This is a genomic window from Pseudomonas sp. IT-P171, from assembly GCF_949767765.1.
Lineage (GTDB): Bacteria > Pseudomonadota > Gammaproteobacteria > Pseudomonadales > Pseudomonadaceae > Aquipseudomonas > Aquipseudomonas fluorescens_B.
The window spans coordinates 63,574-86,615 of sequence record NZ_CATKQN010000004.1 but is presented as its reverse complement, the minus strand read 5'-3'; the positions used below and the strand labels follow the sequence as shown (position 1 = coordinate 86,615).

The 23,042-nt window shown below is 60.6% G+C and carries 14 protein-coding genes; 8 read left to right on the top strand and 6 right to left on the bottom strand.

What is annotated here, in order from left to right; translation table 11 throughout:
• Positions 1 to 308: 308 nt before the first annotated feature.
• The 3 genes from mgtA to ACM6I5_RS03600 form a co-directional block, all read right to left on the bottom strand.
• Entirely contained in the window at positions 309 to 3,011 is a 2,703-nt protein-coding gene (gene mgtA, locus ACM6I5_RS03610; RefSeq protein ID WP_414883211.1) for a magnesium-translocating P-type ATPase, read from the bottom strand.
• A 522-nt stretch (positions 3,012 to 3,533) separates the two neighbouring features.
• The gene (locus ACM6I5_RS03605) at positions 3,534 to 4,871 is read right to left on the bottom strand and encodes a lysine N(6)-hydroxylase/L-ornithine N(5)-oxygenase family protein (protein WP_414883210.1); all 1,338 of its coding nucleotides are present in this window, start codon (positions 4,869 to 4,871) and stop codon (positions 3,534 to 3,536) included.
• Positions 4,872 to 5,001: 130 nt separating this feature from the next.
• A complete protein-coding gene (locus ACM6I5_RS03600) occupies positions 5,002 to 5,481 on the bottom strand; it encodes a sigma-70 family RNA polymerase sigma factor (RefSeq protein ID WP_017337609.1) in 480 nt (159 codons plus the stop codon).
• 460 nt (positions 5,482 to 5,941) lie between these two features.
• On the opposite strand from ACM6I5_RS03600, the gene ACM6I5_RS03595 reads away from it, so the two are divergent.
• Genes ACM6I5_RS03595 through ACM6I5_RS03585 form a run of 3 tightly spaced genes read left to right on the top strand, consistent with a single transcriptional unit; the run spans position 5,942 to position 10,490 of the window.
• Entirely contained in the window at positions 5,942 to 7,114 is a 1,173-nt protein-coding gene (locus tag ACM6I5_RS03595; RefSeq protein WP_017337608.1) for an efflux RND transporter periplasmic adaptor subunit, read from the top strand.
• Positions 7,115 to 9,088, top strand: coding sequence for a MacB family efflux pump subunit (locus tag ACM6I5_RS03590; protein WP_414883209.1), 1,974 nt, complete (start codon positions 7,115 to 7,117; stop codon positions 9,086 to 9,088). It begins immediately after the preceding gene.
• Positions 9,089 to 9,095: 7 nt separating this feature from the next.
• Entirely contained in the window at positions 9,096 to 10,490 is a 1,395-nt protein-coding gene (locus ACM6I5_RS03585; RefSeq protein WP_414883208.1) for an efflux transporter outer membrane subunit, read from the top strand.
• A 137-nt stretch (positions 10,491 to 10,627) separates the two neighbouring features.
• Here ACM6I5_RS03585 and ACM6I5_RS03580 read toward each other — a convergent pair whose 3' ends face one another.
• A complete protein-coding gene (locus ACM6I5_RS03580; RefSeq protein ID WP_414883207.1) occupies positions 10,628 to 12,256 on the bottom strand; it encodes a PvdJ/PvdD/PvdP-like protein in 1,629 nt (542 codons plus the stop codon).
• A 251-nt stretch (positions 12,257 to 12,507) separates the two neighbouring features.
• Between ACM6I5_RS03580 and pvdM the strand changes: the two genes are divergently transcribed.
• The 5 genes from pvdM to ACM6I5_RS03555 all read left to right on the top strand — a co-directional run bounded on the left by pvdM (position 12,508) and on the right by ACM6I5_RS03555 (position 20,410).
• The gene (gene pvdM, locus ACM6I5_RS03575) at positions 12,508 to 13,857 is read left to right on the top strand and encodes a pyoverdine-tailoring dipeptidase-like protein PvdM (RefSeq protein WP_414883205.1); all 1,350 of its coding nucleotides are present in this window, start codon (positions 12,508 to 12,510) and stop codon (positions 13,855 to 13,857) included.
• 29 nt (positions 13,858 to 13,886) lie between these two features.
• Positions 13,887 to 15,167, top strand: a complete 1,281-nt coding sequence (locus ACM6I5_RS03570; RefSeq protein ID WP_414883204.1) for an aminotransferase class V-fold PLP-dependent enzyme — start codon at positions 13,887 to 13,889, stop codon at positions 15,165 to 15,167.
• Positions 15,168 to 15,196: 29 nt separating this feature from the next.
• Positions 15,197 to 16,102: a formylglycine-generating enzyme family protein gene (locus tag ACM6I5_RS03565; RefSeq protein ID WP_414883203.1), complete on the top strand. Its 906-nt coding sequence runs from the start codon at positions 15,197 to 15,199 to the stop codon at positions 16,100 to 16,102.
• A gap of 103 nt (positions 16,103 to 16,205) precedes the next feature.
• Positions 16,206 to 17,867, top strand: coding sequence for a cyclic peptide export ABC transporter (locus ACM6I5_RS03560; RefSeq protein ID WP_414883202.1), 1,662 nt, complete (start codon positions 16,206 to 16,208; stop codon positions 17,865 to 17,867).
• A 125-nt stretch (positions 17,868 to 17,992) separates the two neighbouring features.
• Positions 17,993 to 20,410, top strand: a complete 2,418-nt coding sequence (locus ACM6I5_RS03555; RefSeq protein ID WP_414883201.1) for a TonB-dependent siderophore receptor — start codon at positions 17,993 to 17,995, stop codon at positions 20,408 to 20,410.
• Between the two features lie 150 nt (positions 20,411 to 20,560).
• On the opposite strand, the gene ACM6I5_RS03550 is transcribed toward ACM6I5_RS03555, so the two are convergent.
• Both ACM6I5_RS03550 and ACM6I5_RS03545 read right to left on the bottom strand, forming a co-directional pair.
• Positions 20,561 to 21,481 carry a hypothetical protein gene (locus ACM6I5_RS03550; RefSeq protein WP_414883200.1) on the bottom strand — a complete coding sequence of 307 codons (921 nt, stop codon included), beginning with the start codon at positions 21,479 to 21,481 and terminating at the stop codon, positions 20,561 to 20,563.
• A gap of 401 nt (positions 21,482 to 21,882) precedes the next feature.
• Positions 21,883 to 22,959 carry a helix-turn-helix transcriptional regulator gene (locus tag ACM6I5_RS03545; RefSeq protein ID WP_414883199.1) on the bottom strand — a complete coding sequence of 359 codons (1,077 nt, stop codon included), beginning with the start codon at positions 22,957 to 22,959 and terminating at the stop codon, positions 21,883 to 21,885.
• Positions 22,960 to 23,042 lie beyond the last annotated feature (83 nt).

The window sequence follows — 23,042 nt, the reverse complement described above, 5'->3', positions numbered from 1 at the left end:
AAGGAGTTTTCTGTAGGACTATTCCTAAATAACGGGCGCCACATCCGGTAGTGGGAAATAAAGTCGGGCTTCAGAACGCCTATTGACGATCGGCGGCAGTAAAATGTTGGCCAGGTTGATGTTGTTGAGTGCTTGGATCAGAAAATCCTTGAGTCACATGGCCCCCCCTGTGGCGAGGGAGCTTGCTCCCGCTCGACTGCGCAGCAGTCGTAAAACCGGTTGCTGCGATCTTTCAGCGTTGCCGGTTTTTTGGGGCCGCTTCGCAGCCCAGCGGGAGCAAGCTTCCTCGCCACAAGGTTTTGTCGTGTTTACTGCCAGCCAAACCGGCGGATATAGAACCCCTTCACCGCCTGGGTCAGCGCCATGTACGCCAGCAGGATCACCGGCAGGAACACGAAGTACAGCGACGGCAGCGCCTGCAATTTGAAGTAGTGCGACAAAGGCCCCATCGGCAGGAAAATCCCCACGGCCATGATGATCCCGGTCATCACCATCAGCGGCATGGCCGCGCGGCTTTGCAGGAACGGGATCTTCGGCGTGCGGATCATGTGTACGATCAGCGTCTGCGTCAGCAACCCGACCACGAACCAGCCGGACTGGAACAGGGTTTGATGGTCCGGGGTATTGGCGTCGAACACGTACCACATCAAGGCAAACGTGGTGATGTCGAAGATCGAACTGATCGGCCCGAAGAACAACATGAAACGCCCGACATCCGCCGGTTGCCAGCGCTGGGGTTGCTTGAGCATTTCTTCATCGACGTTATCGAACGGGATGGCGATCTGCGAAATGTCGTAGAGCAGGTTTTGCACCAGCAGGTGCATCGGCAGCATCGGCAGGAACGGGATGAACGCGCTGGCCACCAACACCGAGAACACGTTGCCGAAATTCGAGCTCGCCGTCATTTTGATGTACTTGAGCATGTTGGCGAAGGTGCGGCGTCCTTCCAGCACGCCCTCCTCCAGCACCATCAGGCTTTTCTCCAGCAGGATGATGTCGGCCGCTTCCTTGGCGATGTCCACGGCGCTGTCCACCGAGATACCGATGTCGGCGGTGCGCAAGGCCGGCGCGTCATTGATGCCGTCGCCCATGAACCCGACCACATGGCCGTTGCCTTTGAGCAGACGGACGATGCGTTCCTTGTGCGTTGGCGTCAGTTTGGCGAAGACGTTGGTGGTCTCCACCGCCACGGCCAGTTCGGCGTCCGTCATGCGCTCGATGTCGTTGCCCATCAGCAGGCCTTGCTGTTCCAGGCCGACTTCGCGGCAGATCTTCGCGGTGACCAGTTCGTTGTCGCCGGTCAGCACTTTCACCGCCACGCCATGCGCCGCCAAGGCGTTCAGGGCCGGCGCGGTGCTTTCCTTCGGTGGGTCGAGAAACGCCACGTAGCCGATCAGCGTCAGGGCCTGCTCATCCGCCAGGCTGTAGGTGTCGCGCCCCTCGATCATTGGCCGCGCGGCGACCGCCACCACCCGCAGTCCTTCGGCGTTGAATGCAGCGGTGACCTGACGAATCCGCGCCAACAGGTCATCGGTCAGCGCTTCATCGACCTCGCCGTGCCGCACTCGGGTGCACACCGCCAGCACCTCTTCCACCGCCCCTTTGCAGATCAGCAGGTGCGAGTGATCGCGCTCGGCGACCACCACCGACATGCGCCGGCGGGTGAAGTCGAACGGGATCTCGTCGACCTTGCGAAACGCCGTCCCGACTTTCAGTTCACGGTGGACCTCGACGTGTTCGAGCACCGCCACGTCCAGCAGGTTTTTCAGGCCGGTCTGGTAGTAGCTGTTGAGGTAGGCCATTTCCAGCACGTCATCGGAATCGTTACCCCAGACATCGACGTTGCGCGCCAGAAAAATTTTGTCCTGGGTCAGGGTGCCGGTTTTGTCAGTGCACAACACATCCATGGCGCCGAAGTTCTGGATCGCGTCGAGGCGTTTGACGATGACTTTTTTGCGCGACAGGAATACCGCGCCTTTGGCCAGGGTCGAGGTGACAATCATCGGCAGCATTTCCGGGGTCAGGCCCACGGCAATCGACAGCGCGAACAGCAGCGCTTCGGTCCAGTCGCCCTTGGTGAAACCGTTGATGAACAGCACCAGCGGCGCCATGACGAACATGAAGCGGATCAGCAGCCAGCTGACTTTGTTGACCCCGGTCTGGAACGACGTCGGCGCCCGGTCGGTGGCACCGACCCGCTGGGCCAGTGCACCGAAATAGGTGCTGTTGCCGGTGGTCAGAATCACCGCCATCGCGGTGCCGGACACTACGTTAGTGCCCATGAACAGGATGTTGTCGAGGTCCAGCGGGTTGCTCGTGTCGCTGTCCTGCTGGCGTGGGAATTTTTCCACCGGCATCGATTCGCCGGTCATGGCCGCCTGGCTGACGAACAGGTCCTTGGCGTTGAGCACGCGGCAATCGGCGGGAATCATGTCGCCGGCCGAGAGTACAACCAGATCCCCCGGCACCAGCAGTTTGATCGGCACTTCGGTGCGCAATGCATCCCGACGCATCACCGTGGCCGTGTTGCTGACCATCGCCTTGAGTGCGTCGGCCGCCTGGTTGGATTTGGTTTCCTGCCAGAAGCGCAGCAAGGTCGAGAGCACCACCATCGAGAAAATCACGACGGCGGCTTTCATGTCCTCGGTCAGCCAGGAGATGACCGCGAGCAATGTCAGCAGCAGGTTGAACGGGTTTTTGTAGCAGTGCCACAGGTGAACCCACCACGGCAGCGGTTGTTCGTGCTCGACTTCGTTGAGGCCGAATTGCACGCGCAGTGCATCGGCCTCGGCTTCGCTCAGGCCGTCGCTGTGGCTGTTGAGGTTGTCCAGCAGTTGCCCGGTGTCGCTGTTGGCGGCGCTCACCAGGGTTTGCGCCAGGGTCGGCGGCATCTCGCGGCTGACCGTGGTGTCGGTGAAATTTTCCAGCAGCGCCAGGCGACGGAAGTGTCGGGCGATGTGGCGGGTGCGCAGGAATCCGGCGAAGAATTCCTTGAGCAGGGTCAGGTTCATGGCAGTTCCCCCAGGGTCAGCCGGGAAACCTTCCAGCAGGCGTGTCGGTGCGCCGCGATGACGACAACAAGTCGAACATCACGCACGGTTCAGCGTCGATGAGAGGACGTCGGGACACGGACCAGGACTGGCCGCGATCGGGATGCCGCTGCTCGCTTTGTCGGCGAGACAACGGCACAAAAAGTGGCGCGTTATCTTGCCGAGGATCTGCCGGTTATTGGAACCGGCCGACTACTGTCACTCGAACAAGTACCCACTGTGGGTCTCCGTTATTGATGAAAACGCGCGAAGCTTACGCCCCGTTTTTTGGAGAGTAAACGAAGGATTGGCCAGTCGTGGGGGGAATTGCGGGGTTCTTCAGGGAGGGTTCAGGATTCAAGATATGTGATGCCTTTGAGGACGCCATCGCGAGCAGGCTCGCTCCCACGGTGGATCTTCAGTGAACACAAAATTTGTGTAAGACAGAGATCAAATGTGGGAGCGAGCCTGCTAGCGATGGCGTCCTCAAAAGCGCCGAAAATCTTAGCTGGCAGTCGCCAATAACAAATCCATCACCGACCGCCCCTGCCCAAGGCTCTTGCCATGTTCATACAACGACCCGGCAATCTCATCCGCCCGGATCGGCAGGATCGACAGCAAGGTGTCGCTCAACCCGTGGCTCGCCTGGCAGAAGCCCTGCATGTAGATACCGGCCTTGCAGCGCTCGTCGGTGATCAGTTTGTAGTTGCGATCCACTTCGAAATCACCCAGGTATTCTTCCAGCGGCGCCAGCAGTTTGCGGTGCATCTGACGCTCATACCCGGTGGCCAGAACCACAGCGTCGTAATGACGGACCGTGACTTCGCCGGTCGCGTTGTTACGCACGGCCAGTTCAATGCCGCGCTCGGTGGCGGTGGCTTTTTCGATAGTGGTCAGGGTGCGGAAGGCATGACGGGCAATGCCCGAGACTTTCTGGCGATAGAAGATGCCGTAGATGCGTTCGATCAGGTCGATGTCCACCACCGAATAGTTGGTGTTGTGGTACTCGTTGACCAGCCGCTCACGCTCGCTGCTCGCCTGCTGGAACACCAGGTCGGTGAACTCCGGCGAGAACACTTCGTTGACGAACGGGCTGTCGTCCGCCGGCTTCAGCGCCGAGCCGCGCAGGATCATGTCCACCTGCACCGACGGGAAGCTGTCGTTCAGATCGATGAAGGCTTCCGCCGCGCTCTGCCCGCCGCCGATGATCGCGATGCTCATCGGCTGATTGTTCACGCACGGTTGCCTGGCCATCTGCGCCAGGTACTGCGAGTGATGGAACACCCGACCGTCATCCTTCAACGCCTTGAACGCTTCGGGAATACGCGGTGTGCCACCGGCGCTCACCACCACCGAACGGGTGGTGCGCACGTGTTGCTGACCCTGGGTATCGCGGGAGATCACCCGCAACGCTTCGACCTGCTGGTTGTGCAACACCGGCTCGATGGTCAGCACTTCTTCGCCGTAGCGGCTCTGTTCGGCAAATTGCCCGGCGACCCAGCACAGGTAGTCGTTGTACTCCATGCGGCACGGATAGAAGGTGCCTAGGTTGATGAAGTCCACCAGACGACCGTGGTGCTTGAGGTAGTTGACGAAGGAATAGGGGCTGGTCGGGTTGCGCAGGGTCACCAGGTCCTTGAGGAAGGAAATCTGCAATTCGCTCTGGGTCACCAGGGTATTGCCGTGCCAGCGATAGTCCGCCTGTTTGTCGAGAAACAGAACATCCAGCTCGCCCTGACTCGGCCCGCGCTCTTGCAGAGCGATGGCCAGCGCCAGGTTCGAAGGGCCGAAACCGACGCCGATCAGGTCGTGAACGATGGGCGATGCAATTGCCTGTGTCATTTCCAGTGTCCTCTGGATGAACCCCTCAACACGGGGAGGAAGCCTAAGTGACCTGGCTATCCTTGGGAGCACAGCAGGTCGTCTGTTGAGTAGGAACGAGGACAATGAAATAAAATTTAACAACAAACGCTCAGTGGGCGTCCCATTGCCGCATCCGCACCCGGCAATGCTTCATTGCATTGACGATGTGCTTTTCCACCAACGCGCGGGAAATGCCGAGGTGTTCGGCGATTTCCGGGTGCGACAAGCCATCGATCTTGCGCAGCAGGAAACTCTCGCGGCACAGCCGTGGCAATTCCGCCAACGCACGCTGGAGCATCTCCAGGCGCTGGCCATGATCAAGGCAGTTGTGAGGGGACGGGGTGAAGTAGCGCTCTTCATTGTCGAGCACCTCCAGCGACTCGACCTGACGCAAGGCATTGCGCCGATGGTCGTCGATCACCAGATTGAGCGCGGTGCGATACAGGAATGCCCGGGGCTGCTCGATCGGCGTGTCGCTGGAACGTTCCAGAACCCGCACATAAGCGTCATGCACCACATCTTCGGCCACCTGACGGTTGCCCAGCTTGGCGTTCAGGAAGCACACCAGCTCGCGATAGTAGTTTTCCAACCATGACTCCCGGCCGCATGGGTGCGGTTTCTATCCTTGAGCCACCGCATCGACCGCCGAAAATGGGCAGTGGCACGATAGTGGCAATTCGAGTGTGTAATTTATAGTAATTCTCATATAGATTTAAAGTATTGCTTCAGCTTGCCCGACAAATAGTCTTGGTCTTGTGGGAGAGAGCCTGTGTGGCGAGGGGATTTATCCCCGTTGGGCTGCGGAGCGGCCCCGGCATTTCAAAGTTAAAATGCATTAACGACTGCTTCGCAGCCGAACGGGGATAAATCCCCTCGCCACATGCCCTCAATGTGTTTGTGTCGGCTTGTGTCGAGGCCTAAATTCCCCGCCCCTTTTCTCGTTTAACGGACAGCTCCCCGTCTCTGTCGGCCTCCCGACAGCGTTCACCTGTTGCCACATTTCGTGCGCAGGCTGAGCGAAGGGCCTATTTCCATTGCCGGAACCCTGCATGAAACGTCCCCGACAGACCCGACGCGCCCTGCTTGTAGCACTTTGTCTGATCCCCGTTATCGCCGTGGCTGCCTGGCAGGTCATCCCGCCCGGCCGAGACAAATTCGCCACGGTGCAAGTCAGCCGCGGCGACATCGAAAGCAGTGTCACGGCCCTCGGCACCCTGCAACCTCGACGCTACGTCGACGTCGGTGCACAGGCGTCCGGGCAGATCCAGAAGATCCACGTGGAAGTCGGTGACGTGATCAAGGAAGGCCAGCTGCTGGTGGAAATCGACCCGTCCACGCAGCAGGCCAAACTCGACGCCGGGCGTTTCTCGATTGAAAACCTCAAGGCGCAACTCGAGGAACAACGGGCGCAACACGCACTGGCCCGGCAAAAATTCCAGCGCCAGCAGAGCCTCAAGGCCGGCGGTGCCACCCGCGAAGAAGACGTGCAAACCGCCCAGGCTGAACTGCGCGCCACCCAGGCACGCATCGACATGTTCCAGGCGCAGATTCGCCAGGCCCAGGCCAGCTTGCGCAGTGATCAGGCCGAACTCGGCTACACGCGCATTTACGCACCGATGTCCGGCACCGTGGTCGCACTCGATGCCCGTGCAGGTCAGACCCTCAACGCGCAACAGCAAACGCCGCTGATTCTGCGCATCGCCAGGTTGTCACCGATGACGGTCTGGGCTGAGGTCTCGGAAGCCGACATCGGTCACGTCAAACCCGGCATGTCCGCCTGGTTCACCACCCTCAGCGGCGGCAAGCGTCGCTGGAGCAGCACCGTGCGGCAGATTCTGCCGGTGCCGCCCAAGCCTCTGGACCAGACCAGTCAGGGCGGCGGCAGCCCGGCCAGTTCGAGCAAAAGCGGCAGCGCTCGCGTGGTGCTGTACACCGTACTGCTCGATGTCGACAACGCCGATAATGCGCTGATGGCGGAAATGACCACCCAGGTATTCTTCGTTTCTAACCAGGCGAAAGACGTGCTCACCGCCCCCATCGCCGCGCTGCAAGGCGGCACGCAGCCGGACCTCCAGACCGCCCGGGTCGTCGCCAAGAACGGCCGCATCGAGCAACGTGACGTGCGCACCGGCATCAGCGATCGCCTGCGGGTGCAAATCCTCGACGGCTTGCAGGAAGGCGATCACCTGTTGATCGGTCCGGCCGACGGGAGTGGCGGCTGAATGCTGACGCCCCTGATCGACCTCCAGGACATCCGCAAATCCTACGGCGGCGGCGATTCACCGCAGGTTCACGTGTTGCGCGGCATCGACCTGTCGATCCATGCCGGTGAATTCGTCGCGATTGTCGGCGCGTCCGGCTCCGGCAAGTCGACGCTGATGAACATCCTCGGCTGCCTCGACCGCCCGACTTCGGGCGAATACCGCTTCGCCGGGGAAAACGTCGCCGCACTCGACAGCGACGAACTGGCCTGGCTGCGTCGCGAAGCCTTTGGCTTTGTGTTCCAGGGCTATCACCTGATCCCGTCCGGCTCGGCCCAGGAAAACGTCGAGATGCCGGCCATCTACGCGGGCCTGCCGGCCGCCGAGCGCCATGCCCGCGCCGCCGCCCTGCTCGACCGCCTCGGCCTCGCCTCGCGTACCGGCAACCGCCCGCATCAACTCTCCGGCGGCCAACAGCAACGCGTTTCTATCGCCCGCGCCTTGATGAACGGCGGGCACATCATCCTCGCCGACGAGCCCACCGGTGCCCTCGACAGCCACAGCGGCGCCGAGGTCATGACGCTGCTCGATGAACTGGCGAGCCAGGGCCACGTGGTCATCCTCATCACCCACGACCGCGAAGTCGCGGCCCGGGCCAAACGCATCATCGAAATCCGCGACGGGCTGATCATCAGCGACAGCGCGCACGACAACCCCGACGTACAAACCTCCGCCAACCCCGGCGCCCTGCAAGCGGTCGATCTGCGCAAGCGCCTGAGCGAAGGCGCTGAAGCCACCGGTGCCTGGAAAGGCGAATTGGTGGACGCGGTGCACTCCGCGTGGCGGGTGATGTGGATCAACAGGTTTCGCACCGCCCTGACGCTGCTCGGGATCATCATCGGCGTCGCGTCGGTGGTGGTGATGCTGGCCGTCGGTGAAGGCAGCAAGCGTCAGGTGATGGCGCAGATGGGCGCGTTCGGCTCGAACATCATTTACCTCAGCGGCTCGGCCCCGAACCCGCGAACGCCGCCGGGCATCATCACCCTCGATGACGTCGCGGCGGTGGGCAGCCTGCCGCAAGTGACGCGCATCATGCCGGTCAACGGCGAGGAAGCCGGGGTGCGTTTCGGCAACCTCGATCACTTGAGCTACGTCGGCGGCAACGACACCCACTTTCCGGCGATCTTCAACTGGCCCGTGGTGGAAGGCAGCTATTTCACCCAGGAAGATGAACGCAACGCAGCGGCTGTCGCGGTGATCGGCCACAAGGTACGAACCAAATTGCTCAAGGACGTGGCCAACCCGATCGGCCAATACATCCTGATCGAAAACGTGCCGTTCCAGGTGGTCGGCGTGCTTGCGGAAAAAGGCGCCAGCTCCGGCGACACCGACAGCGACGACCGCATCGCCATCCCGTATTCCGCCGCCAGCGTCCGGCTGTTCGGCACTCACAATCCGGAATACGTGGCCATCGCGGCAGCTGATGCACGCAAGGTCAACGAAACAGAAATGGCCATCGAGCAGTTGATGTTGCGTCTGCACGACGGCAAAAAAGATTTCGAGCTGACCAACAACGCGGCGATGATCCAGGCCGAAGCACGCACGCAAAATACTCTGTCGCTGATGCTCGGTTCGATCGCCGCGATTTCGCTGTTGGTGGGCGGGATTGGCGTGATGAACATCATGCTCATGACCGTGCGCGAACGTACCCGCGAGATCGGCATCCGCATGGCCACCGGCGCCCGGCAACGCGACATCCTGCGGCAGTTCCTCACCGAAGCGGTGATGCTCTCGGTGGTTGGCGGCCTCGCCGGGATTGCCCTGGCGCTGATCGTCGGCGGTGTGCTGATCCTCAGCGAAGTCGCGGTCGCGTTCTCCTTGATAGCGGTACTCGGTGCCTTCGGCTGCGCCCTGGTCACCGGTGTTGTCTTCGGCTTCATGCCGGCCCGCAAAGCTGCCCGGCTCGACCCGGTCACGGCCCTTACCAGTGAATGATCGATCTATGAAAGCGCCACTCAGCCTGTTGACCCTCTGCGTGTTGCTCAGCGCGTGCGCCAGCCCGGACCCGCGTCAGGACAGTGGCCTGCAGGCGCCGCCCGCCTGGCAGTCGGCGCACCGTGAAAACGCTGTGTTGAGCAACGCCCGGTGGTGGACGCACTTTGGCAGCCCGCAGCTCGATCAACTGATCGAACAGGCCCGCGTCGGCAGCTATGACCTGGCGGCGGCACTGGCGCGGGTTCGTCAGGCCCGGGCGACGACGGTGATTGTGGGCGGCTCGCTGCTGCCGGAAGTGAAGGGAGCGATGAACGCCAATCGCCAGAAGCTGATGCGCGGCAACGGCTATAGCCAACTGGATGCCGACGACAGCAACAAGGCGGTGGATTACTTCGACGCCAGCCTCAGCGCCAGTTATGAAATCGATTTCTGGGGCGGCCAGCGCGCCTCCCGCGACAGTGCGCAATTCGGCCTGCGGGCCAGTGAGTTCGATCGCGACACGGTGGAATTGACGCTGCTCAGCGCGGTCGCCAGCACCTATGCGCAAGCCCTGTCGCTGCAAGAGCAGCACCGTATCGCGCAGCTCAATCTGGCGAATGCGCAAAAGGTGTTGAGCCTGGTACAAACCCGCTTCGACTCAGGCTCGGCCACCGCCCTGGAGCTGGCCCAGCAAAAGAGCCTGGTGGCCGCGCAACAACGGCAGTTGCCGCTGGTGCAGCAACAAGCCGACGAAGCGCGGATCACCCTCGCTGCCCTCCTCGGCCGTCCGGTTCAGGAGTTGAAGCTCGACGATCAGCGCTTCGAACAGCTCAGTTGGCCGGCCATCGGCGCGGGCGTGCCCAGCGACTTGCTCAATCGGCGCCCGGACATTGCCCGTGCCGAGGCGCAGTTGGCGGCGGCCCGGGCCGACGTGACCGTGGCCCGGGCAAAAATGCTGCCCACGGTGACATTGAGCGCCCAGATCGGCTCTGGCGCCAATACCTTCAACGATGTGCTGCGCAGCCCGTTCTACAACCTCACCGCCGGATTGGTCGCGCCGATTTTCAACAATGGCCGCCTCGGCGCCGAACGCGACAAAGCCACGGCGCGCCAGGAAGAACTGCTGGAAACCTACCGTGGCGCGATCATCAACGGCTTTGCCGACGTGGAAAAAGCCCTGACCGGTATCCGCGGACTGGATGCCCAGCGCCAATGGCAAAGTGAAGAGTTGAGCCAGGCACAAACGGCGTTCGACATTGCGCAAAGCCGCTATCAGGCCGGGGCCGAGGATTTGCTGACGGTGCTGGAGACGCAGCGCACGTTGTATGCGGCGCAGGATTTGAATGTGCAACTGCGGTTGTCGAGGTTGCAGGCGAGTATTGCGCTGTACAAGGCGCTTGGTGGAGGGTGGCAGGTTTTGTGAATTGCAGCGCCAGTGAGTCCGCCATCGCGAGCAGGCTCGCTCCCACAGGTTATGTGCCATGCCCCAATCATGCGGCACATCGAAATCCTGTGGGAGCGAGCCTGCTCGCGATTGAACGATAACGCGGTATCTCTGGCTTAACTGGTCATCGGCTTGGCCTTCAGGTTTCGCGCATACCACGGCCGTTGCGGCACCTTTCTAAATAGATCCTCCAGCTTCTTCTCGTCTTCGCCAAAGGTAATCCGCAGCGCCAGCTTCATGGTTTCCGGGTCCATTTCCACCGACTTGCCCGCCTGCAACCCCGGCGTGGTGTTGCAACCGTGGGTGCTCGGGCCAAGCCACGGATCGTCGATTTCGACCCAGCGACCGGGGGCGAACCACGCCACGCCATTGACCTCCAGCCGACTGACCTCCCCCGGATGAAAGCGCTCATGCGCCCGGAACCAGTCCTCGAGACGGTCGTCGATCCAGCCGTGAAAATGCCAGAACACCGGGTTTACATGGGAGGAAAACGGGTCGCCAAGGAAGTCGTTTTCCGCCGCGAACCAACGGGCGGAGAAGTCCGCCGTGTCGCGGGCAAACGGCACGGGCTGCCCGTTGGACGGGTCGCGAGGCACCGATGCCCAGCGCATGTGCAGCCAGTCATGCAGGCCCAGTTCGACCTCGGAACCGAACTGCCCCAAGGTCAGTTTCGACAAGTAACGCGGGTCACGGTAGCGCGATTCCCAGACCTGAAAATTGCTGTGATAGGTCTCGGCCGTCTTGAGATCGGCGACCCACTGCGAGTACTCGTCATCGTCGTCGGCGCGCCAGGCCGGTGGCAGCGCGGTGCCGTCGTGGTTGTCGAAGTAACGGGCAAAACCCTGGCGATCACGCACCAACTCCGGTTGCGGCAACGGAAACTGCTGCCAGGATGGCAGGTCCTGCAAGGAGCGCGCGGTGCCGAGCATATGCCGGTGCATGAAGAAAAAGTCGATGCCCGAGCCATTGCGGTCCTTGCGCGGCCCCCGCGCATCGCGCTCCTTGTCCCGCCGCCCCGGCTGCCAGCCGATACCACGCAAGGCGTTGCGTTTGTCCTCGGGCAAGGTGTGCCATTTGTCTCGCGAAGCGTGCCAGAGCTGATGGAACAGGCGGTGCTCGGGCGAAATCAGCCACGCCAGCAACGCCGGACCCAGGCCTGTGCGTTCGCGCGCCTCAGGGAACACTTGTTTGACTGCGACGAAGCGATTGTCCTGAGCGGTCAAGGCCAGCGGACGATCCAGACGCAGCACGCGCCCACTCAATGTGCCGCTGCCGGCATTGCCGAACGCGGCCCAGACTTCGTCCAGCGTGAAGGTGAATTCATAGTCCGGCGTCCCCGTCGGGGATCGGCTATCGATCAGGCGCCAGCTCAACTCGGTGGTGTTCGTGCCGGCCAGATCGCCGAGGACGCGATAGCGCGGTGTCGGTTCGCCGCGCAGCGCATCAAAGGTATCGAGAAAGCCATTGAGCCCACGGCCCTTGTGGCCGATATCGAGCAACACCTGCAGCCCCTCGCGAGGCAACCCATCGAGGCCGGCGTCACGGCCTTCGAAACGAATGTTCCAGACACCCTGCAGCGAGTTGGCCAACCGCTGCCCGGCCACATCCGCGACGTCGAATGACGCTTCGCCGGGGGTAATCGTCGGGTCCGGTTTTGTCAGTTCGCGATGCCCGTAATACGCCGCAGGCACGGCGGCGCCGGTCAGTGCCAGACCCGCCAGGAACCATCGTCGAGAAATCGTCATTGCCCTACCTGTGTCAGCCATGGAGCAGGCTTTATCCAAGCTAGAACGTTTGTTGACTCGACAAATTTAGAAGCATCGCGAGCTGCCTCGCTCCCACAGGTGATCTTGCGTTCACTCAATCAGTGTGGGAGCGAGCCTGCTCGCGATGACGCTCGCACAAACGACTAAATTCTGGCCTTGGCCACTCGTTCTTCCCAGATAGCAAAGGCTCCGCGCCTGCACCCTCGACGGCGAACCTGACTGAGATGGCAATGACAAAACCTCGTTCGAAAAAGGCTCTTTTCATTGGCCTGCCCCTGGCGCTGGCCATCGCCGGCGCGGCAGGATTTGCGGCCTGGGACTATTGGCTCAACGACAACCCCGGCTACCCGGTCGCGGTAATGAAACAGGCCGATGAACTGCAAGAGCGCATCCTCTCGTTCGACAGCCACATCACCGTTCCGATGGATTTCGGCACCGCCGAAAACGAGGCCGACAAGGACGGCAGCGGCCAGTTCGACCTGGTCAAGGCCGCACGTGGTCGCCTGTCAGGCGCGGCGCTGACCATTTTCGGCTGGCCGGAAATCTGGAACGGCGATAACGCCCCGCATCGTCCAACGGCCGGGTTCATCGACGAAGCCCGTCACGAGCAGGAAACCCGCTACAAAATCATCAGCACCCTGGTGCGCGACTTCCCCAATCAGGTCGCCATCGCCTACACCCCGGACGATTTCCGGCGCCTGCACGGCGAGGGCAAGTTCGCCGTGTTCATTAGCATGCTCAACGCCTACCCGCTGGGCAACGACGTCGACGCGCTGGACAAGTGGGCCGCCCGCGGGATGCGCATGTTCGGCTTCAGTTACGTGGGCAATAACGCCTGGGCCGATTCGTCCCGGCCGCTACCGTTTTTCAATGATTCCCGTGACGCCCTGGGCGGTTTGTCGGCGCTGGGCAAGCAAGCGGTGCATCGCCTGAACGACCTCGGCGTGATCATCGACGTGTCGCAAATGTCGACCAAAGCGCTTGAGCAAGTCAGTCAATTGAGCCGCGCGCCGATGGTCGCCTCGCACTCGGCGCCACGGGCGCTGGTGGACATCCCGCGCAACCTCAGCGACCAGGAAATGCAGTTGATCAAGAACAGCGGCGGCGTGGTGCAGATCGTCGGCTTCCCGACCTACATCAAGCCGTTGAGCCAAGACACTCAAGACAAACTCAACGCCCTGCGCGCCCGTTTCGACCTGCAACCGCTGCAAGGCCTGGAGATGGCGCTGATGCCGGGCGACCCGGTGATCACCGTGTGGTCGGAACAGCGTTTCGGCGAATACGCCAGTCAGCTCTACGGCATCATCGATGAAGAACCCAAGGCCACGCTCAAGGATTACGGCGACGCCATCGACTATGCGGTAAAGAAAATCGGCATCGATCACGTCGGCATCAGCTCCGACTTCAACGACGGTGGCGGCCTGAACGGCTGGAAAGACGTAAGCGAGGCACGCAACGTGACCGCCGAGTTGATCAGTCGCGGCTACAGCGAGGCCGACATTGCCAAGCTCTGGGGCGGCAATTTCCTGCGGGTCTGGGACCAGGTGCAGAAGTCTTCCCGGCCTGTCGCCAAACACTGACATTCACCTTTGCCAAGCGAACCGAATTCATGACCAACCGTCGTACCTTCCTCAAGCAGGCTGGCGTTATCGCGGCCGGCATCCCCCTGAGCTCCGCCGTCAGCCTGCCCGCGCTGGCCGCCATGCCGGCGCCGCTGCCCAAAGACAAATGGGCGCAGTTCCGTCAGCTGTTCGACCAGGACCCCGATTACCTGCACTTCGCCAACTTTCTGGTGACCTCACACCCCCGGCCGGTGCGCGAGGCGATCGAGATGCACCGCGCCAACCTCGACCGTAACCCGGGCCTGGCGATGGACTGGCATCGCGGCGAGACCGAACGCCGCGAAGAAGAAGTCCGCGTGTGGGCCGGCCGTTACCTGAAAGCCAAGCCGTCGCAGATCGCCCTGACCGGCAGCACCACCGAAGGTCTGGCAATGATTTACGCCGGCATCCATGTGCGCCCGGATCAGGAAATCCTCACCAGCGAACATGAGCACTACGCCGCCAACAGCGTGTTTGAATTCCGCACACAAAAGGACGGCACCCAGGTTCGCAAAATCAAATTGTTCGAAGACCCGTCCAAGGTTTCGACCGACGAAATATTGGCTTCGATTGCCCGCAACATCCGCCCCGAAACCCGCGTGCTCGGCATGACCTGGGTGCACTCCGGCAGCGGTGTGAAGCTGCCCATCGGCGAGATCGGCAAACTGGTCGCCGAGAAAAACCGCGACCGTGAGGAAAAGGATCGCATCCTTTATGTGGTCGATGGCGTCCACGGTTTCGGCGTGGAAAACCTCGACTTCCCGGACATGCATTGCGACTACTTCATCGCCGGCACCCACAAATGGATGTTCGGCCCACGGGGCACCGGGATCATTTGCGCGCGCTCGGACGAGATGAAGGACATCACGCCGACCATTCCGACGTTCTCCGAAGCCACCACGTTTTCGACCGTGATGACCTACGGCGGCTATCACTCGTTTGAACACCGCTGGGCGCTGACCGAAGCGTTCAAATTGCATCTGGACCTGGGCAAGGCCGAGGTTCAGGCGCGCATTCACGAGATCAACAGCTACCTGAAAAGGCGCTTGCAGGAACATTCGTCGGTGGAGCTCGTCACGCCACTGTCGCCCGAGTATTCCGCCGGTTTCACGTTCTTCCGCGTCAAGAACCGGGACTGCGAGGAAGTCGCCAACTTCCTGATGGACCAGCGCGTGGTCTGTGATGCCGTCGACCGCGATGTCGGCCCGATCATTCGCCTGTCCCCGGGCCTGCTCAACACCGAGGCGCACATCGACCGCGTCATGGCGCTGTTGGCCAGCACACTCTGAAACGCCGATTTCCTTTAGCGAGAATGCTTATGAAAAACATCCTGCACAGACTCGGAGCGCCGAACCCGCAATGGCGGGCGCTGACCCTGCTGGCATTGCTCGGCACCGCGTTGCCCGGCGCAGCCCTGGCTTCCACTGCGCCGCTGCCGGGCACAGTGTTCAAGGACTGCCGCAACTGCCCGGAAATGGTGGTGCTGCCTGCCGGCACCTTCACCATGGGCACGCCGGAAGGTGAAGTCGGTCGCGAGCCCGATGAAGGCCCGATGCACGAAGTGACGTTCGCCAAGCCGTTCGCCATGAGCCGTTACCAGATCACCGCCGGTGAATGGGACCAATACATGAAGGAAACCGGGATCACCCTTCCCGATGGCGACACCCGCCCCGGTCGCGAGTGCATCAACAGCAAGCCACGTTATCCACAGGGCCCGCGTCAGCCGGCGGTGTGCATGAACTTCGCCGAGGTTAGCGCGTATGTCGCGTGGCTGTCGCTCAAGACCGGCCAGCATTACCACATCGTCAGCGAGGCCCAGCGCGAGTACGCCGCCCGCGCCGGTTCAACGGGGCCGTTCCCGTTCCCGTTCGACGAAGGCACCGAGTACAGCATCGCCACCCATGCCAATACTTACGGGCCAACCGACGGCTACAGCTACACCTCCCCGGCCGGCAGCTTCCCACCCAACGCCTTCGGCCTGTACGACATGCACGGCAACGTCTACGAGTGGATCGCCGACTGCGAACACAGCGATTACGTCGGCGCCCCCACCGATGGCAGCGCGTGGATCGAACCCAACTGCGAAGCCCTGCAGATTCGCGGCAACGACTGGGGCGAAGCGCCGGTGTTCTCGCGTTCCGGCAACCGCAACAACATCTACCCGCAAACCCGTGGCGACTGGATCGGTTTCCGTGTGGTGCGCGAGCTGCCGTCCAAAGGCTGAGCCCCCTCCCCCTGCGGCCGCCGCCAGTCGGCGGCCGTCTAAATTAAACGCCTGACCACACGTTCTACTGGGTATGCCTCACGACCCAAGGGACCGTCCTCAAATGCATTTCCTCAAGACCCAGCCTGCGCGCGGTGCAATTCATGAATTGTTCACCCTCCTGAAACCGTTCCGGCTGGTGGTCAGCCTGTCGATCATTCTGGGCATGGTGGGCGGTCTGAGCGTGACGGTGCTGCTGGCCACGATCAACAACGCGCTGCATTCGCAAAGCGGCCTGACCCAAGGCGTGGTTGCGCTGTTCGGCGGCCTTTGCCTGCTGGCCCTGGCGAGTTCGATCTGCTCGGACATCGGCACCAACTATGTCGGCCAGCACATCATTGCCAAGCTGCGCAAAGAGCTGGGGGAAAAGGTTCTTTCGGCCCCCATCGAACAGATCGAACGCTATCGCAGCCACCGCTTGATCCCGGTGCTGACCCATGACGTCGACACCATCAGCGACTTCGCCTTCGCCTTCGCGCCGCTGGCCATTTCCCTGACCGTAACCCTCGGTTGCATGGGCTACCTGGCGCTGCTGTCGTGGCCGATGTTCCTGATGATGGTGCTGGCGATTGCCATCGGCACCGGCATCCAGTTCTACGCACAGGGCAAGGGCATCAAAGGCTTCATGGCCGCCCGCGACGCCGAAGACGAATTGCAAAAGCACTACAACGCCATCGCCGGCGGCGCCAAGGAACTGCGCATTCACCGTCCGCGCCGCCAGCGCATGTTCACCTCGGGTATCCAGGGCACGGCCGACTTCATCTGCAACACCCAAGTGCGCTCGATCAATACCTTCGTGATCGCCAAGACGCTGGGGTCGATGCTGTTCTTCGTGGTCATCGGCCTGGCGCTGGCCCTGCAATCGTTCTGGCCGAGCGCCGACAAGTCGGTGATGAGCGGCTTCGTCCTGGTGCTGCTGTACATGAAAGGCCCGATCGAGCATCTGGTGGGCACCTTGCCGGTGGTCAGCCGGGCGCGGATTGCCTTCCGCCGCATCGCCGAACTGTCGAACCAGTTCTCTTCGCCGGAACCGCACCTGCTGCTCAACGATACCGGCAAGAAACCTGCCGTGGTCAACAGCCTGCAACTGGACAACGTCAGCTATACCTTCCCCGCCGCACCAGGCAGCGAAGCGTTCCGCCTCGGGCCGGTGAACCTGACCATCGAACAGGGCGACATCATTTTCATCGTCGGCGAAAACGGCTGCGGCAAAACCACGCTGATCAAATTGCTGCTCGGCCTGTATGCGCCGCAACAGGGCGCCATCCTGCTCAACGGCGACAGCATCGACGCGCAGAACCGTGACGACTACCGCCAATTGTTCACCACGATTTTTGCCGACTACTACCTGTTCGATGACGTGGTGCAGGGCGACCAGCACATCCCCGAAGATGCCAACACCTACCTGCAACGCCTGGAAATCGCGCACAAGGTCAGCGTCAAGGACGGCAGTTTCACCACCACCGACCTGTCCACCGGCCAGCGTAAACGCCTGGCGCTGGTGAATGCCTGGCTGGAGGAACGGCCGGTGCTGGTGTTCGACGAATGGGCGGCCGACCAGGACCCGACCTTCCGCCGGATCTTCTACACAGAGCTGCTTCCGGACCTCAAGCGCCTGGGCAAAACCATCATCGTCATCTCCCACGACGATCGCTATTTCGACATGGCCGATCAGCTGGTGCGCATGGAGTCGGGCCGCGTGGTGACGGAGCGGGCAACCGCCTGAGTTCGGCTGAAATCGCATCGCCCGACGATTTTTCGGAGTTTGTTTTCCGGTTTCACCGCGGCGACGCGTCTAATAATAATTATCATTAACTAAAATAACTGCACACCTCAGGAGCGATTTGAGCAATGCAAAGCCCTACCCTGTCCCGCGCGCCGTTGGCAATGGCCATCGCGTCGCAAAAGAAATTCCGAACAGTCGTACCGGGTGCGTTGCTGACCCTGTTGCTGCTGGGCACGTCTGAAGTCCAGGCAGCGCCGGTGAACGTCAACGTTCCTTCGCAGTCGCTGGCCAGCGCCCTGCAGCAACTGGGTCAACAGACCGACCTGCAAATCCTGTACAGCCAGGACATGGTCAACGGCCTCAAATCGACAGCGGTCTCCGGCAATCTGGAGCCGGAACAGGCATTGAACACATTGCTGCTGGGGAGCGGCATTACGTTTCAACTGACTGGCAACACTGTCTCGCTGGTTCCAATTGCGGGAAACTCCAGCGCGCTGCAACTGGGCGCGACCGCGATTTCCGGCGTGGCACCGGGGCCGACGACTGAAGGCACGCATTCCTACACGTCCGATGAAGTCAGCATCGGCAAGGGCAATATCAAGCTCAAGGACATTCCGCAGTCGGTGTCCGTCGTCACGCGCCAGCGCATGGACGACCAGAACATGAACAGCCTGCAAGACGCGATGCGCCAGGTCACCGGTGTCACCATCAAGACGTACAACTCCGGTTCCAGCCTGAACGACGTCTACATGCGCGGCTTCCTCGTCGACCAGGTGCAGGTTGACGGCGTGTCGCAACCGACCGGCCAGGGCGACATGGGCACCAGCTTCGACCTCGCCATGTACGACCGCGTCGAAGTGCTGCGTGGCCCGTCGGGCCTGTATCAAGGCGCTGGCGAACCTGGGGGCACCATCAACGTGGTGCGCAAGCGCGCCCTGAACAAATTCGCCCTCGGCGGCGAACTGGGCGCAGGTTCCTATGACCACTACCGCTCCATGGTGGACGTCACCGGCCCGTTGAACGATCAGGGCACCGTGCGCGGTCGCTTCATCACCGCTTACGAGAACAACAAATCCTTCGTCGACTCCGCCCAGAACGAACGCCCGATGGTCTATGGTCGCCTGGAATTCGACCTCGACCCGTCCACTACCCTGTCGGTCGGCGGCGCCTACCAGCAAAACCACTCCACGCCAGCGTTCGGTTTGCCAGCCTTTGCCGACGGCAAGTTGCTGGACGTGTCGCGCTCGACCTTCGTCGATGCCAAGTGGAACACCCTGAACGAGAAAGTCTGGGAATCCTTCGCCGAGGTCGATCACGCGCTGGACAACGGCGGTCAGTTCAAGACCACCGTCACCTACCGCGACGCTGAAACGCCGCAGCGAAACTTCACCTGGGCCGACGGTACGGTCGATCCGGCTACGGGTGATAGCTCGGCCGTGGCGTACGACTACTACACCCACATCAAGACCATCGGCGTCGACAGCTTCGTGACCACGCCATTCGAGTTTGCTGATCGCCAGCACGAGTTCACCGTGGGCGCCGAGTATCAGCACTTGGACAAAGACTTCGAATACGGTGGCGGCGAGTACTTCCCGATCAACGTCTACAACCCGGGCAGTATCGATATTCCCAAGAACGACTATGAGCGGGTCAACGGTAACTGGTCCAAATCCGACCAGTACGGCCTCTACACCCGCGCCAAGTTCAACGTCACCGACTGGCTCGACGTGATCGGTGGCAGCCGCGTGACCTGGTACGAAAGCGACGCCAAGAACGCCAACGCCTTCTTCAACAATTTCGGCGAGGCCCACACCAGCATCAACCGCAAGGTCGTTCCATACGGCGCCATCATCGCCAAGCTGACCCCGGAACTGTCGGCCTACGCCAGCTACACCGGTGTGTTCAAGCCACAAAGCGAACTCGGCAGCGACAACACGCCCATCGGACCGCGAAAAGGCAAGCAATATGAAATCGGCCTCAAGCGCGAATTCTACGACGGCCGCCTGAACGCCAGCATCGCGATGTTCCGCATCTACGATGAAAACCGCGCCGAGTTCAACGCCGATACAGGAGGAAACGAAGCACAAGGCAAGGCACGCAGCCAGGGCTGGGAAACCGAGTTGAGCGGTAACCTGACCGACAACTGGAGCATCGTCACCGGCTACGCCTTCACCAGCACCAAATTGGTGAAATCTGACGACGCCACCGAAGGCAACACCTTCAGCACCATCACGCCTAAACACAACTTCAACCTGTGGACCAAATACGACTTCACCGATGGCGCGCTCAAAGACTTCAGCGTCGGCGGCGGCGTGCGCGTTGTCAGCAAGACCTGGTACCAGCGTGATGTGCGCTTCGAACAAAGCGGCTACGGCATCGCCACCGCGCAGGTGGGCTACAAGTTCAACGAGAACCTGTCGGCGACACTGACTGGCAACAACCTGTTTGATCGCAAGTACTATGATCGCGTGGATGGGTCGTGGGGGACTAACTTCTATGGGGATCCGCGGAATTTGACGTTGACGTTGCGGGCTAATTATTGATTGCTGTGCACGTTAAATGTTGAACAAAACCGGGCCGTTTGCGGCCCGGTTTTGTATTTGGGGATGGGTATTACCGGGGCGGCTCAATAGAAGCCGACTTGATTCCAACACAGCGCCCATGGGCGCTGCTGGCCAGAGCGTCTACGCCGACTATCCTCGAACATCTTCCGGGAAATACTGTGGAAGCTTGCAATCCGGCTCACCTGCAATGCAGAGCGCACTGCCGGAATCCATATAGTCCTTGTGAGACCCCTGCCCAATGAAGGCGGAACCATCGCCACGGCAATTCGCGCCATCGGCCCCTTCATCCGCACAGTAAGCAGGCTGACCTTCCCACTGGAAAATAATGACCTGTTCAGGGCTCGGATTACCCGCGACGGTGCGACTCTCGAATTGGCGAACCTGTGGCGCAGCTGCCTGAGTGTCTACTGCTTGGGTTGAGCGTTGGGCATTCGCCTGCGCAGCTTGGTCCTGCTCACGGGCATGTTTGTCTTCTTCGATTCTGGCGACATGCGCATCGAACATCTGCACCATTCGATCGACGGACTCGACGCCTGCCTTTCCGGTGGGTTCGAACAACGTCCACAGATAGAGCTCATCAGACACGCCATTGATGATCCCCAGTGAATGTTTCCCATCGGTAATCTGGAAAGCAACGATTCCTGCAACGCCTGCGATACTTTTCAGAAATCGCTTCGGTACCACGCCGAAAACGATCTTCAGTTGCTTGCCTCCAGCGATATCGGCTGTTGCCGCCACGAGTTTGAGACCACTGGACAGCTCGACCTGCCGGGCTTCGTCGGTGTCCACGTAATCGATATCGACATTGGACAAACGATCATTGTCGTCCAAGGCATCCTCAAGCTCCATGGACGTATCGATGCCCATCCTTTTCAGCATGTTCTCTCGTTGTTCCGGGTCTTGGCCCTTCATCCCGGTCACCGGAATCAGGTCAATGGGAGTCAGCTCTTCGACAGCGTCGATGGCGTTGTTGGAGAACATATAGAACGGAAGATAGAGGGTCAGCGAAACGATAGTCGCGCCGAGCCAAAGCTTAAAAAAAGTGCGCATAGAGCGTCCTTGCTTCTTGAGGTTGGAGGGTGTGCAGCTGCCGGTAATCCGCGTCGGCGTAGGAAAGCTGGCTTTACAGTTTACGAGATACTGGCTACCTGAGCTGTCACTCGAAACGACATCATAATGCCATCATTCAAAATTGTCCGTCCTCCCGAAGTTTTGGGTGGAGTCCGCCCCGTCGCCCAAAATGGCGGAGTGAGTGAAAACAGGTGCCGAAAACGTGCCGCTGACGATTGAACTCGCGCGACGTCCGCTGCTTAACTTGCCGCTGGCTGGAGCCATTTCCGCAGCCCTCCCCTACACCCCGTGTATTACATTGACTTGACCCGCCCATTTGCAGTGATTACCGGCAGTGAACGGCAGGTGTATCCCTTCTGTTAGCGTCGAAACACTGCTTCTCATTGTTGGTACGTCCTCACCGCAGCGATGAGCATCTGCCGGATATGATCCCTCAGGGTAATGGGCTCCAATACTTCTATATCCGCAGCGTTCGCCATTAGAAAAAGTCGCAGCCCTTGAGAGTCGCGAGTCTTGCATGTCAGCAACCATTTGTTCCCGCATGGCTCCAGCTTCTGGTCTTTTTCGAGTGGGTTTTCAGCAAGCCGGTTGTACAGGTTGTCACTTAGAAGAAAGCGCGTTAATTGCGGGGCCGTGTAAACGCTCACAAGGTCTTTCTGTGCTTCGTCTGAGAGAACATCGTAGCCTTCTGGGTCGTTGATATTCCGCTTTCCAGGCTCGACTTTTGTGATTCGATGAAGCATCAGCGCGCAAAGTTTATTGGGACCATTGCTGCTGTATTTACCACGCGGCAATTCAGGATCAGGCTCTTTGCCGAGCCACTTCTCTTCGACAACATAGGCGGAGAGATAAATATTGGAGTCCTGGTGGGACAGCCCCAGCGGTTTTAGTTGGTAGATGCACTCAACACCGTCGGCATCGCGAGGAAGGTACCCAACCTCCAAGGGAGTGTCCTTCATGATGGCTGTCTGCAAACGTTTGAGATGTTCGGGGTTGTGCTTACCAGGCTGCAGTACCGTAAATCGGGTGCCGGAGGTAATACGCTTAGTGAAATCCAGCTTTCGTTCGCAGCCGTCCTGCATGACCAGTTCAGCGTAGTCCCGCAGGCCCTTGAGCTCCTCAGTCGCTGACTGCAGGCCAAAACGTTCGGCGTGCTGGAAGATTGCAGTGAGTGACATTGCGTCTGAAGGTGACAGGACTAGTGAGTGGCTTCGGCCAACCGCTTTCCAGAACAACTCCCTCTTGTCATCTTCCCCCTCTTCGGATTCTACGTAGTTAAGCTCTTTCAGCACCTTCAAGTCTCTGCGGGTGGTTCTTTCGTGATGAACATCACTGCCATCACCATTGCGCGAAACCCAGCCGACCAGTCGCTCGTGAAGGTAGGCGGTACTGACCGATTTGCCGGCTGCAAGAAGGATTTGCCGCAAATAATCACGGCGGTGAGCGCGATTTATCATTTTTTTCGATAGGGACAGGAAGTGACCCTATTTGATTTCATGATGCTCCTCATTGGCAAGGCAATCACGTTGAGCACGTCGCC